Annotated in this window: 10 protein-coding genes; 7 read left to right on the top strand and 3 right to left on the bottom strand. The window is 60.6% G+C overall.

Annotated elements, in window-relative coordinates; all coding sequences use genetic code 11:
* Positions 1 to 223: 223 nt before the first annotated feature.
* The 3 genes from ACNPM8_RS15300 to ACNPM8_RS15310 form a co-directional block, all read right to left on the bottom strand.
* The gene (locus ACNPM8_RS15300; protein WP_402696058.1) at positions 224 to 1,162 is read right to left on the bottom strand and encodes a ketopantoate reductase family protein; all 939 of its coding nucleotides are present in this window, start codon (positions 1,160 to 1,162) and stop codon (positions 224 to 226) included.
* Between the two features lie 262 nt (positions 1,163 to 1,424).
* Positions 1,425 to 1,898 carry a nuclear transport factor 2 family protein gene (locus ACNPM8_RS15305; protein ID WP_402696320.1) on the bottom strand — a complete coding sequence of 158 codons (474 nt, stop codon included), beginning with the start codon at positions 1,896 to 1,898 and terminating at the stop codon, positions 1,425 to 1,427.
* Between the two features lie 664 nt (positions 1,899 to 2,562).
* Positions 2,563 to 2,865: a hypothetical protein gene (locus tag ACNPM8_RS15310; RefSeq protein ID WP_402696060.1), complete on the bottom strand. Its 303-nt coding sequence runs from the start codon at positions 2,863 to 2,865 to the stop codon at positions 2,563 to 2,565.
* Between the two features lie 659 nt (positions 2,866 to 3,524).
* Between ACNPM8_RS15310 and uvrA the strand changes: the two genes are divergently transcribed.
* The 7 genes from uvrA (at position 3,525) to whiA (ending at position 12,750) form a co-directional block, all read left to right on the top strand.
* Positions 3,525 to 6,395, top strand: a complete 2,871-nt coding sequence (uvrA, locus tag ACNPM8_RS15315) for an excinuclease ABC subunit UvrA (protein ID WP_332730836.1) — start codon at positions 3,525 to 3,527, stop codon at positions 6,393 to 6,395.
* A gap of 86 nt (positions 6,396 to 6,481) precedes the next feature.
* Positions 6,482 to 7,189: an HAD hydrolase-like protein gene (locus ACNPM8_RS15320; protein WP_332486783.1), complete on the top strand. Its 708-nt coding sequence runs from the start codon at positions 6,482 to 6,484 to the stop codon at positions 7,187 to 7,189.
* Positions 7,190 to 7,861 (top strand): lysophospholipid acyltransferase family protein, encoded by a 672-nt coding sequence (locus ACNPM8_RS15325; RefSeq protein ID WP_105656671.1) that lies wholly within the window; start codon positions 7,190 to 7,192, stop codon positions 7,859 to 7,861.
* 3 nt (positions 7,862 to 7,864) lie between these two features.
* A complete protein-coding gene (gene uvrC / locus ACNPM8_RS15330; protein ID WP_332486786.1) occupies positions 7,865 to 9,808 on the top strand; it encodes an excinuclease ABC subunit UvrC in 1,944 nt (647 codons plus the stop codon).
* Positions 9,809 to 9,817: 9 nt separating this feature from the next.
* Positions 9,818 to 10,711: an RNase adapter RapZ gene (gene rapZ / locus ACNPM8_RS15335; RefSeq protein WP_105656669.1), complete on the top strand. Its 894-nt coding sequence runs from the start codon at positions 9,818 to 9,820 to the stop codon at positions 10,709 to 10,711.
* A 5-nt stretch (positions 10,712 to 10,716) separates the two neighbouring features.
* Positions 10,717 to 11,742, top strand: coding sequence for a gluconeogenesis factor YvcK family protein (locus tag ACNPM8_RS15340; RefSeq protein WP_105656668.1), 1,026 nt, complete (start codon positions 10,717 to 10,719; stop codon positions 11,740 to 11,742).
* Positions 11,743 to 11,769: 27 nt separating this feature from the next.
* The gene (gene whiA / locus ACNPM8_RS15345; RefSeq protein WP_105656667.1) at positions 11,770 to 12,750 is read left to right on the top strand and encodes a DNA-binding protein WhiA; all 981 of its coding nucleotides are present in this window, start codon (positions 11,770 to 11,772) and stop codon (positions 12,748 to 12,750) included.
* The last annotated feature ends 59 nt before the right edge of the window (positions 12,751 to 12,809 follow it).

Consider the following 12,809-nt stretch of genomic DNA (forward strand, 5'->3'; position numbering starts at 1 on the left):
CCCCCCGCGGACATGATTGAACCGGCTGTTAGGACAGCCACCACCAAGACATGCAGTTAAGGTTCATGTTCCCAATACTAAGCCCCGTGGTCTCAGGAAATGAACCAATGACATGAGGTTATTTTCCACCAAGGCAAAGACAGGGCTTTCACATCCGCAACGGGAACCCTGACCGGGGCAATGCTGGCGAAACCACAGTGCCGCCCCCAGTAGGCGAGGGCCGTTAGGCTGTGGGGTGTAAGGCGGTTCCGTCGAGCAGAATCATGGCACGGTAGATGGTGTGGTGGATGGGGACCGGGACTCCGTGATGCTGCGCCAGCCGGACGACGGTGCCGTTTTGCTCCTCGAGTTCCGAGGAACGTCCTGCGGCCAAATCGCGTTGCATGGAGGCGGTGCTGTCCGGGCCGAAGGCATCGAATTGTGCCATCATCCGGGCCACGTCCGTTTCGCCCAGCTTCGCCCCGGCATGGCCGGCGAGCGTTGCAACCTCTCGCATGGCGTCTTCGACCAGGGCGCGGGTTTGCGGGTTGGTGCGGGTACGGCCAACCGGTTCGCGGCATAGTGCGCCGACCCCGCCGTAGGAGGTGATGAGCATGAATTTTCGCCACATGTCGGTGATGATGTCGGCCGAGACTTTTGTTGCGACTCCTGCTGCGTCCAGGGCCTTGGCTAGTTGCGTGGTACGGGGCGTGGTTGTTCCGTCGAGTTCGCCCAGGGTGATGGCCGGTTGCCCGCCAACGTGATGGACGGTGCCGGGTTGCTGGAGGTAGGAGATGATCATGGCGACCCCGCCTAGTGCGTGGCCCGGGCCGACCGCTTCGGTGATGCGTTCGGTGGCCGTGACGCCGTTTTGCAGCGGCAGGACAGCGGTGTTCGGCCCGATCAAGGCGTGTGCCCCGCTCATGGCTGCGGAGACTTGTCCGGCTTTGCAGGCCAGGATGACCGCGTCGCACGGGCCGATGGATTCTGCCGTGGTGCTGACACTGGCCAGTGGGGTAGTGAAGCCGGGACTCCCGTCCCCTGTGGTGACGGTGATCCCGTGGTCGGTGATGGGTGCGATGTGTCGTTCGGTGGCTAGCAGGTGTACTTCGGATCCGCTTTTGGCCAGTGCGGCGGCGAAGTATGCGCCGACGCCGCCGGCGCCGATGACTCCGATTTTCACAGTATTGCTCCTAATTGGTCGGGTTGGGGATGCTGTCCGGTGTCTTGGTCCTGGTGGCGCATGGCCTGGCCGGCCGGCACCAGATGTTGCACCCCAATGCGGACGGTAGCATCTTCATTCCCCTATTTGACGAGTCGTCCACCAATGGCTGGGAAATGGTAATATCCGGTCAGCACCCGTCTTTTAATGCATATAGGGAACGGCTACCGGGGCAGGGTGGGCCGAACGGGTCACCCTCGATGGCAGGTCGTCGAACGGGGTCTCAGATGCTGAGTGGAGAGCCTGGTCGCAGGTGGTACCCGTCTTTGACGTGTGAGTAGTCTCGTGCTGTTGTTACTAAGCCGGAATCGTCGAATGAAAGTACTGTGCACCCCGAAACCGTCATTGGTTTGTCCTGGATAAACATGACGACCCAGTACTCGACGGAGGCTGAACTTCCATCCACAAGTGGTTCACTGAACCATGTCTCTGCCGGTTTGGTTTCCTCCGCGAAGCATTCCTCCAGATAAGCGCGCAGGGCGCTAGGCCCGTGCAATGGCCTAAACATCGAGGCCCAGTGGTAACCGTCCTCAGCCTGCAGTTCGACAATTGCGTCTGCGTCCTTAAGCGGCCATGCCTTGGCCCATGTCCTCGCCCAGCGTTGTGAAGCTTCGATAGTTTGCATGTTAGTTTCCTCGTGACTTAGATGAGTGGTGGCCGCTGGTTTGTTCGAGAGGATGAGCAGCCCAGTTCCCATAAGACAGGCAGTCGTTTGCAATGATACTTTCGGCCGAGCGGATTTACAGCGTAGGTTCTTCTAGCTTAGCCCCGTGCTGATTTACTCACGTTTCGCCGTAAACAGGTCCTCTAGCGGAGCGCCCGTAAGGGGAACCTCAGCTGGTGCGCTGTTTCCGACACTGATAGTCGAAAGTAACTTGAGCGACAGGATTTGCCAGTAGCGTCCTGGTGCATGCTTGTACATTGGTCCCATGCGAGCCATTGAAACAGTTCACGCAGAACCACGCGACTCGGATGATTCGCCCTGCTATCGAGTCAATTTTTGGGAACAACCTCCTCCTGAGTATGGCTGGAACTTAGATGCTTTTGTACTGGTTGAAGTGCAGGACAGATCAGAGGCACTCCGTTGGGTGGAGGAGCACGCGAATGGGCGGCCCTTCGGACTGTTCGCAGAAATAGGTTCCAAGCCCGAGAAACAGCTCGGTGCTCCGCGAAAAGCATCTCTTGTACGTTTACTCGGAAACAATCCCAATTCCGGCTAAACCTGCGAGGGTCATTAACAATTGGCGTTCGGATCGCAGCGCTAAATAACGCTACGCGCGCTCCCAGCAGAGGAATGCTTAGCGGCCATCCTAATGGCATGTAGCGCGTTTTGTTCTCCGTACTCGGCAGTCCGTGCCTGATTACTGACGGAAATAAGGGTCACTGGCAGAAGGCGAGCCCGCCTCGGTTGGTTCCCACCCGTGAAGCCGAGCCATGCCTATTCCGCCTTCAAAGATGTATTCAACCCAGATCACGGCATAGCGGCCGTGGCGGTTTGCTTCTGCCCATGAGAGGACATCGACGATGCTCTCTGCGTTTTCTATGCGGTACTCGGAGCAGGCACGGTCTTCGTCCCAGAAATCTACCCGATACATGGGATCTGGATTTTCCTGACTGACGTATCGAGGATCAACGAGAGTCGCCTTGATTTTTTCTGCACTCATGCTCACAACCTATCCCGTTCGAGGATAAGCAGGTAGGAATTCCCGACCTGTCTCGTAAGCTGGTCGCGTACAGGAACACACCACGTGCTGGCTTGAATTGCAGAAGTTTCATGGATTCACAGGAAAGCCGGACGTTCCGTATGCCCCGTCCGGTGTATTGACCGGTGAGGGGGCGTGAAACGGAACGATCTGGCGCTACGTCATGATGTTGCTAATGCGGATTTAGCAGATGGAGGCTGCCGGTTGGGCGAACTCCAACGTTAAGTGCGGCAGGCTGGCAGAGGTCGGTGGATCTCGACCGGTTAGGTGATCCGGCAGCCAGCGTATTCGACCATAAAGCCCGTCGGTTCCAGTCCGGAACAGCAGGCTTCCCGGAGGTTCGGCATAAGCCGGCGTTGAGGCAGCACACCAGCGGGGAACGCGGAAGCCGGCCAAGTCCATCCCGTGAGCGCGGAGTTCCAAGGGCAACCGCAACCTCGAATGGGAGGACGAGGTCCCGCCCTTGTTCTCAGCGTGGCCCGTTCACCGGTCGCCTTTTCGGACGAATGAACGAGCACGCATAGCGCTCGCCGTGCGCCGGATCGGGGCTTTGGAGAATTAACTGTGAGTTGCGTCCATTCGTACACGTATTCGAAGTAGTTTTCGATTAGTATGGCCTCGTGGCTATTTCATCGCAGAGTAAAAGAACTGATCTGACTCGCCTGGTCGTCAAGGGTGCACGCGAGCACAACCTGAAAAACGTGGACATTGATCTCCCGCGTGACGCAATGATTGTCTTTACCGGCCTTTCCGGTTCGGGCAAGTCCTCCTTGGCCTTCGACACCATCTTTGCCGAAGGCCAGCGCCGCTACGTCGAATCGCTCTCTGCCTACGCCCGCATGTTCCTCGGCCAGGTGGACAAGCCCGATGTGGATTTCATCGAGGGACTGTCGCCAGCGGTGTCCATCGACCAGAAGTCGACCAGCCGCAACCCGCGTTCCACCGTGGGCACGATTACCGAAGTGTACGACTATATGCGTCTGTTGTGGGCACGCGTGGGCCGTCCGCATTGCCCGATCTGCCACGAACCGATCTCCAAGCAGACTCCGCAGCAGATCGTCGACCAGCTGATGGAGCTACCGGAGAAAACCCGCTTCCAGATCCTCGCCCCGGTAGTGCGCTCGCGCAAGGGTGAATTCGTCGACCTGTTCGCGGAGCTCTCTTCCAAGGGCTTCGCCCGTGCCCGCGTTGACGGCACCACCATCCAGCTGAACGATCCGCCGAAGCTGGCCAAGCAGGTCAAGCACACCATTGAGGTGGTCGTCGACCGCCTGGCCATCAAGGAAGATGCCCGCCAGCGCTTGACCGACTCCATCGAAACGGCCCTGGGCATCGCCGAAGGCCGCGTGCTCGCCGACTTCGTGGACCTGGACGAGGATGATCCCCAGCGCGTGCGCGCGTTCTCCGAGAACCTGGCCTGCCCCAATGAGCATCCGCTGGCCATCGATGAGATCGAGCCGCGTACTTTCTCCTTCAATAACCCGTTCGGTGCCTGCTCGGCCTGTTCCGGCATCGGCACCAAGCTGGAAGTCGATGAGCACCTGATCGTTCCGGACGGCGAGGTCACCTTGGCCGAGGGCGCGATCGCCCCATGGTCGCTGGGCAAGGCCACCACCGAATACTGGAACCGCTTGATCGAAGGCCTGGGCCATGAGTTGGGCTTCACCATGGACACCCAATGGCAGGACCTGCCGGCTGCTGCCCGCGAAGCGATCCTGAACGGCAAGGACCACAAGGTGGTCGTGCAGTACAAGAACCGCTTCGGCCGCGAGCGCAAGTACTCCACCGGCTTCGAGGGCGTCATCTCCTACGTGCACCGCAAGCACCAGGAAACCGAATCGGATCACGCCCGCGACCGCTACGAGCAGTACATGCGCCAGATTCCGTGCCCTACCTGCGGCGGCGCGCGCCTGAACCCGGCGTCGCTCTCGGTATTGGTGGGCGGGCGTTCCATCGCTGAAGTTGCCGCCATGGACCTGCGCAGCGCCGCGGAATTCCTCTCCACGATCGTGCTCACCGCGCGAGAGGCGCAGATCGCCGCGCAGGTGCTCAAGGAAATCGACGCGCGCATGAAGTTCTTGCTGGACGTCGGACTGGAGTACCTGACCCTGGAACGCGCTGCTGGCACCTTGTCCGGCGGCGAGGCGCAGCGCATTCGCCTGGCTACCCAGATCGGTTCGGGCCTGGTGGGCGTGCTCTACGTTCTGGACGAGCCGTCCATCGGCCTGCACCAGCGCGATAACCGCCGCCTGATCGACACCCTGCTGCACCTGCGATCGCTGGGCAACACCCTGATCGTGGTGGAGCACGACGAAGACACCATTGCCGAAGCCGACTGGATCGTGGACATCGGCCCGGGCGCCGGTGAGCACGGCGGCGAAGTGGTGCACTCCGGATCCCTGGAGGGCCTGAAGCAGAACACCAAGTCGCTGACCGGAGACTACCTTTCGGGCCGCAAGCAGATCGACATCCCGTCCAAGCGCCGCAAGATCGACAAGGAGCGCAAGCTCAAGGTGGTCGGTGCCAACGAGAACAACCTGCAGAACGTGTCGGTGGAGTTCCCGCTGGGCGTGCTGACCGCGGTGACCGGCGTGTCCGGCTCGGGCAAGTCCACCCTGGTCAACGACATCCTGTACAAGGTGCTGGCCAACAAGCTCAACGGCGCCAAGCAGGTGCCCGGCCGCCACACCCGCGTGCAGGGCCTGGAACACCTGGACAAGGTGGTCCACGTTGACCAGTCGCCGATCGGCCGGACCCCGCGTTCGAACCCTGCGACCTATACCGGCGTGTTCGACCACATCCGCAAGCTGTTTGCGGAGACCAATGAGGCGAAGCTGCGCGGCTACCAGCCGGGCCGTTTCTCCTTCAACGTCAAGGGCGGACGCTGCGAATCCTGCTCGGGTGACGGCACGCTGAAGATCGAGATGAACTTCCTGCCGGACGTCTACGTGCCCTGCGAGGTCTGCCAGGGCGCCCGCTACAACCGCGAAACCCTGCAGGTGCTGTACAAGGGCAAGAACATTGCCGATGTGCTGGATATGCCGATTGCCGAAGGCGCCGAGTTCTTCAGTGCCTTCACCCCGATCGCCCGCCACCTGCGCACGCTGGTGGACGTGGGTTTGGGCTACGTGCGCCTGGGTCAGCCGGCAACCACCCTCTCCGGCGGCGAGGCCCAGCGCGTGAAGCTGGCTGCGGAACTGCAGAAGCGTTCCAATGGCCGCTCCATCTACGTCCTGGACGAGCCGACCACCGGTCTGCACTTCGAAGATATCCGCAAGCTGCTCAAGGTGCTGCAGGGATTGGTCGACAAGGGCAACACCGTGTTGACCATCGAGCACAACCTGGATGTCATCAAGTCGGCTGACTGGGTCATCGACCTCGGCCCGGAAGGCGGCTCAGGCGGCGGCACGATCCTGGCTGCTGGCACCCCGGAAAAGGTGGCCAAGGTGAGCGAATCGCACACCGGGAAGTTCCTCTCCGAGATCCTGTAATGCCTGGCGGAGAATGTTCGACATATGCGATTTCAGTTATGGATTGCTAACCCGCGTCCGCTTCATGGGAAGATGGCTAGGTGAATATGTCGGTAACAAGTGTGCTCTTCGATCTGGATGGGACCCTCGTGGACCCTGCCGGTGCCATAACTTCGGGTATCCGCCACGCGGTCACCTCCCATGGTTTGGCCGATCCGGGCGAAGCACGAGTTGAAGCGCTGGTAGGCCCGCCCCTCCAAATCGGGCTGCGTACGCTTGACGGCGTCACCGACGAGAACATCGACTCCATCATCGCGGCCTACCGCGCCCGCTATGCCGAGGTGGGCATGGCAGAATCCGTGATCTACCCGGGCATTGTGGCGCTCCTGGACGCGTTGCGCGCGGCCGGGATCTACGTCGCAGTGACCACGGCCAAGCCCATCAACATTGCGCGCCAGCTCATTGCACGCAAGGGGCTGGATGAGCATCTCGATGCGATTCACGGCAACGCGGATGAGCACGGGAGCATGGGTTCGAGCAAGACGCACATTGTCGCTGAAGCTTTGGAGCACGGGCAGCTGGACCCGGCGAGCAGCGTCGTTGTGGGTGACCGCTACTACGATTGGGATGCCGCCCGCGAGAATTCGGTGGCTTCGGTCGGCGTCGCGTGGGGCTTTGCCCAGGACGATGATGAACTGCAGCAGGCAGGCGCAACTGTGGCGACAACCCGGGACCTTGCTGAGCTCCTGCTCGGAGCACAGCTGGCAAACACGCTGAACCTCGACGATGACCTCATGCAGGAAGGTGCAAAGTAGATGAGCATCTACACCATGACCCGTTCGTCGATTCGGGGCGTCATCCACGGTGTATGCCGTGCGGAAGTGACCGGGCTTGAGAACGTTCCCAAGGAAGGCGGCTTCATTGTCGCCTCCAACCACCTGTCATTCTTCGACTCCTTGATCATTCAGGCGCTGACCCCGCGCGACGTGGCGTTCTTCGCCAAGGCGGAATACTTCACCACCCCGGGACTGAAGGGCAAGGTGATGAAGACCTTCTTCGAATCCGTGGGATCCATTCCGGTGCAGCGTGGCGAACAGGCAGCTTCGGTTGCCGCCCTCGATTCCCTGGTGGAAATCGTCGAAGGCGGCAAGGGCATCGGCATCTACCCCGAGGGCACTCGCTCGCGCGATGGCAAGTTGTACCGCGGACGCACCGGCGTGGGCTGGCTGGCGCTGACCACCGGTGTACCAGTGGTGCCGGTGGGCTTGATCGGCACGGAGAAGCTGCAGCCTGCTGGTTCAAAGGGTTTCCGTCCTGCCAAATTCCATATCCACTATGGCGAGCCGCTGTACTTCGACCAGCTCGGACGCAAGCACCCGTTGCCGCAGCGCCGCCAGGCCACGGACCGGATCGTTGATGCGATTGCCGAGCTTTCCGGCCAGGAACGCGTCGATTCCTACAACCAACTGCCACCGGACGCGAAATAGACCATGGCTGATCCGGCAAGTTACCGTCCGAGAACTTCGGACATTCCCACGAAACCGGGCGTGTACCGTTTCCGCGATGAACACGGCCGTGTCATCTACGTTGGCAAGGCCAAGGTCCTGCGCAACCGCTTGACCTCCTACTTCGCCAATCCTGACCGGCTCACGCCCAAAACCCGGGCCATGGTATTCACCGCCGGCAGCGTGGAGTGGACCGTGGTGGGTTCCGAATTGGAAGCGCTGCAGCTGGAGTACTCCTGGATCAAGGAATACAATCCCCGGTTCAATATTGTTTTCCGTGATGACAAGACCTACCCGTACCTTGCTGTCACCTTGAACGAAAAGTACCCGCGCGCCCTGGTCATGCGCGGGGACAAGCGCAAGGGCGTGAAGTATTTCGGGCCGTTCTATCCGGCCAAGGCCATCCGGGAAACCCTCGATACGCTGTTGCGGGTCTTTCCTGTGCGCAGCTGTGCGCCGGGCGTGTTCAAGCGTGCCGAAGCATCGGGTCGCCCTTGCCTCTTGGGGTACATAGACAAATGCTCGGCGCCTTGCGTGGGGCGCATCAGCGAAGAAGACCACCGTCAACTGGCTGATGACCTATGCACCTTCATGAGCGGTGAGGCTACTAAGTTCACCAAGGCCCTGACAGCCAAGATGCAAGAGGCGGTGGCAGAACTCGAATACGAGAAGGCCGCCCGCTACCGCGATGACATTGCGGCACTGAACAGAGTTTTTGAACGCAACGCCGTGGTCCTTGATGACCGTACCGAAGCTGATATCTTCGGCATTCATGGCGATGAATTGGAAGCCGCCGTGCAGGTATTCCATGTCCGCGACGGCCGTATCCGTTCGCAACGAGGCTGGGTCGTCGAAAAGGTTGCGGATACCACCGGCGCTGAATTCGTCGAGCAGCTTCTCACCCAGGTCTACGCAGATCACGCGGACCGGATTCCCAAGGAAATCCTGGTTCCGACTCTGCCCGAAGACATTGAGGATGTCACGACCTGGCTCACTGAGCTGCGCGGTTCCAAAGTCTCCTTGCGCGTCGCCCAACGCGGCGACAAGGCGGCACTGGCATCCACCGTCGTGGAGAACGCCGAACAAGCGCTGCGCCTGCACAAATCGAAGCGAGCAGGTGATATCACCACGCGTTCGCTGGCGATGCAGGAACTGCAGGATGCACTGGGAGCCGAACAAGCACTGCTTCGCATCGAATGCTATGACGCGTCGCATACCCAAGGCACCAACGTGGTTGCTTCCATGGTGGTCTTTGAAGATGGATTGCCCAAGAAGAGCGAATATCGAAAGTTCTCCATCACCGGTGATGCAGCACGCGATGATACCGCCAGCATGTACGACGTGATCTACCGTCGCTTCAGCCGCTATCTGAAGGAGAAGATCGACCCCAAGAGCTTTGCAACCGGGGAAATGAATGAAGAAACCGGTGAGCAGGAAAAGAAGCGATTCTCCTACCCGCCATCTCTGGTGATCGTTGACGGCGGACCGCCCCAGGTGGCCGCGGCGCAGAAGGCCATGGACGACCTGGGAATCGATGACATTCCAGTGGTCGGCCTGGCTAAGCGCTTGGAAGAACTGTGGCTGCCCGACGATCCGTTCCCGGTGATCCTGCCGCGTGCCTCAGCTGCCCTGTATTTGGTGCAGCGGCTTCGCGACGAGGCGCACCGTTTTGCGATCAACTTCCACCGCGCCAAGCGTGCTAAATCCATGATCGCCTCGGATTTGGACGCGATCCCGGGGCTGGGCAAGTCCAAGCAGGCTGCCCTGCGCAAGCACTTCGGGTCGATGAAGAAGATCCGTGCGGCGAGCATCGAGGAGCTGATGGACGTGCCAGGAGTCGGTGAAAAACTTGCGACTTCCATCAAAGAGTCCCTAGAAGACGCTTCATTAACCGGTGTGAATATGACTACAGGCGAAATTGTCGACTAGCCTTGTGATATGACCGCTGAGTATGAAGCAGTAAAACCCCCTGAGTCCGAACTCGTGATCGTAACCGGCATGTCAGGTGCCGGTCGCACCACAGTCGCGCATGCTCTGGAAGACCAGGGCTGGTACGTAGTGGAGAACCTTCCACCGGCCATGCTTGGACCCTTGACGGAGATGATGAGCCGTTCGCAGGGCTCCATCCCGAAGATGGCTGTCGTGATGGACGTGCGCTCCAAGGAAATGTTCCCGGAAATCCGCGATGCCTTGGCGAACCTGACAGCCAGCGGGGTGAAGTTCCGCCTGGTCTACCTCGACGCCAGCGACGAGGTGCTGATCCGCCGCTTCGAGCAGGGTCGCCGGCCGCATCCGCTGCAGGATGACGGCCGCATTGTCGACGGCATCAAGCGCGAACGCGGGATCACCGATCAATTGCGTGAAGCTGCCGAAATCATCTTGGATTCCACGACCATGTCGGTGCACGACCTGGCACGTGCAGTCAACGAACTGTTCAGCGAATCCGGGCCGATCATCCTGCGCATCAACGTGATGAGCTTCGGGTTCAAGTACGGCCTGCCCGCTGATGCCAACTACGTGGCAGATGTCCGTTTCATCCCCAACCCCCATTGGGTACCTGAACTGCGCCCGCAGACAGGCAAGGACAAAGAAGTGTCGGACTATGTGCTGAGCCAGGAAGGCACGAGCGAGTTCATCGAGAACTACCTCAAGGCATTGGAACCGGTCTTTGAAGGTTACCGCCGCGAGAATAAGCACTACGCGACTATTGCCGTGGGCTGCACCGGCGGCAAGCACCGCTCGGTAGCAACCACCATTGAGCTGGGCCGGCGCCTGGCGCAGTTCCCGAACGTCAGGGTGAATATCAGCCACCGTGATCTGGGGCGTGAGTAGCCGCCATGGCCTTTGCTACAGGTCCGATCCCGATCCAGGGACTGACTCGAAGTGATGATTACCGCAACCCATCGGTGGTGGCCTTGGGCGGGGGACACGGGCTGTCCTCGTCGCTCTCTGCCCTGCGCCGTCTGACTACCGACCTCACCGCCGTAGTAACGGTGGCCGATGACGGCGGCAGTTCCGGGCGGCTTCGGGGATCCTTCGATGTGCTGCCCCCGGGAGACTTGCGCATGGCGCTGGCTGCGCTGTGCGACGACAATGACTGGGGCCGTACCTGGCGCGATGTCATGCAGTACCGCTTTGAATCGACCGAAAACGCCGACGAGCCATTGAACGGCCATGCCGTTGGCAATTTGCTGATCCTGGCGCTGTGGGAGTTGCTCGATAACCCGGTAGCTGGCCTGCGTTGGGCAGGTGCCCTGCTTGGCGCGCGCGGGCAGGTCCTGCCAATGAGCACGGTTCCGCTGTCCATCCATGGCGAGGTTCTTGAATCCGACCCGGTGAACGACACCTTGGTGCGTCGCCGAATCGATGGGCAGGCCAAGCTGGCTCGCGCCGGTTCCGGCGGCCTGGTTACCCACGTGTACCTGGAACCGTCCGATGCGCCGGCCTGCTCCGAAGCGCTGGAATCCATCGATCTGGCGGACTGGGTGATTCTCGGTCCCGGTTCCTGGTACACCTCGGTGCTCCCGCATCTGCTGCTGCCGGATATGCGCCAGGCCCTGGCATCGACCACGGCCAAGAAGCTGCTGACCATGAACCTGGCCTTTGATACGGCAGAGACTTCCGGGATGGACGCCGCGGCGCACTTGGAGGTGCTGGGACGTTACGCACCCGAGGTCAAATTCGATGCAATTATTGCCGACGAATCAAAGATTCTTAACAGGGATCGATTTGAGCTGGCAGCGCAAAAACTCGGTGCGCGTGTCTTTTTTAGTACAGTAGGAGTATCTGACGGTCGTGCTGTGCACGACCCGTTGCGACTAGCGGCGGCCTATCACGAGGTGTTTACCGCGATCGGGTCTTAGGAAGATCCAAGTAAGGGAGTTTGATTCATGGCATTGACGGCTTCCGTCAAAGACGAGCTGTCGCGGGTAGAGATTCGCAAGCCATCGGTCCGCAAGGCCGAGGTTTCGACCATGCTCCGCTTCAGCGGCGGGCTGCACATCGTCTCCGGACGAATTGTCATCGAAGCAGAAGTGGACCTCGCGGCGACGGCCCGGCGGTTGAAGATTGCTATCGGCGAGCTGTACGGCCACGATGCCGAAATCGTCATGGTTTCCGGATCGGGCATCCGCAAGGGGAGCCGCTACATTGTGCGTGTTTCCAAGGACGGCGAAGTGCTTGCACGCCAAACTGGCCTGCTTGACCAGCGCGGCCGGCCGGTACGCGGCCTGCCCTCGGTGATCGTCAACGGTTCCACCGCCGACGCTGAAGCTGTATGGCGCGGCGCATTCCTGTCCCACGGATCGTTGACCGAACCCGGACGCAGCTCCGCTTTGGAAATCACCTGCCCTGGGCCAGAAGCCGCTTTGGCGCTGGTCGGTGCAGCTCGCCGCCTGGGACTGACGGTCAAGGCGCGTGAAGTGCGCGGTGTGGACCGCGTTGTGATCCGTGATGGCGATGCCATCGCCCAACTGCTGACCCGCATGGGCGCTCACGATGCGCTCATGGTCTGGGAAGAACGGCGCATGCGCAAGGAAGTGCGCGCGACGGCGAACCGCTTGGCGAACTTCGACGACGCCAACCTGCGGCGCAGTGCCCAGGCAGCGGTAGCTGCCGGTGCCCGCGTTGAGCGTGCACTGGGCATCTTGGGCGACGAGGTTCCCGAGCACTTGCGCTATGCGGGACTGCTGCGCCTTGAGCACAAGCAAGCCTCCTTGGATGAGCTCGGCCGCATGGCCGAACCGCCAATGACCAAGGACGCCATCGCTGGCCGAATCCGCCGCCTTTTGGCTATGGCGGATAAAAAGGCGAGCGATCTGGGAATACCAGGTACGGAGTCCAGCGTTCCAGGAGATGAACTGGAACATTAAAATGTCCCCGCGGGAGCCCTCCCGCGGAGATTCAACCAATTGAGAAGATTGAGGAGAAT

Source organism: Glutamicibacter sp. AGC46 (assembly GCF_053543715.1).

Coding starts and splice junctions, on each gene's coding strand:
- ACNPM8_RS15340 (WP_105656668.1), top strand. CDS start 10,717: ATGGCCTTTGCTACAGGTCCGATCCCGATCCAGGGACTGACTCGAAGT.
- whiA (WP_105656667.1), top strand. CDS start 11,770: ATGGCATTGACGGCTTCCGTCAAAGACGAGCTGTCGCGGGTAGAGATT.
- ACNPM8_RS15320 (WP_332486783.1), top strand. CDS start 6,482: ATGTCGGTAACAAGTGTGCTCTTCGATCTGGATGGGACCCTCGTGGAC.
- ACNPM8_RS15305 (WP_402696320.1), bottom strand. CDS start 1,898: ATGGGAACTGGGCTGCTCATCCTCTCGAACAAACCAGCGGCCACCACT.
- ACNPM8_RS15310 (WP_402696060.1), bottom strand. CDS start 2,865: ATGAGTGCAGAAAAAATCAAGGCGACTCTCGTTGATCCTCGATACGTC.
- uvrC (WP_332486786.1), top strand. CDS start 7,865: ATGGCTGATCCGGCAAGTTACCGTCCGAGAACTTCGGACATTCCCACG.
- rapZ (WP_105656669.1), top strand. CDS start 9,818: ATGACCGCTGAGTATGAAGCAGTAAAACCCCCTGAGTCCGAACTCGTG.
- ACNPM8_RS15325 (WP_105656671.1), top strand. CDS start 7,190: ATGAGCATCTACACCATGACCCGTTCGTCGATTCGGGGCGTCATCCAC.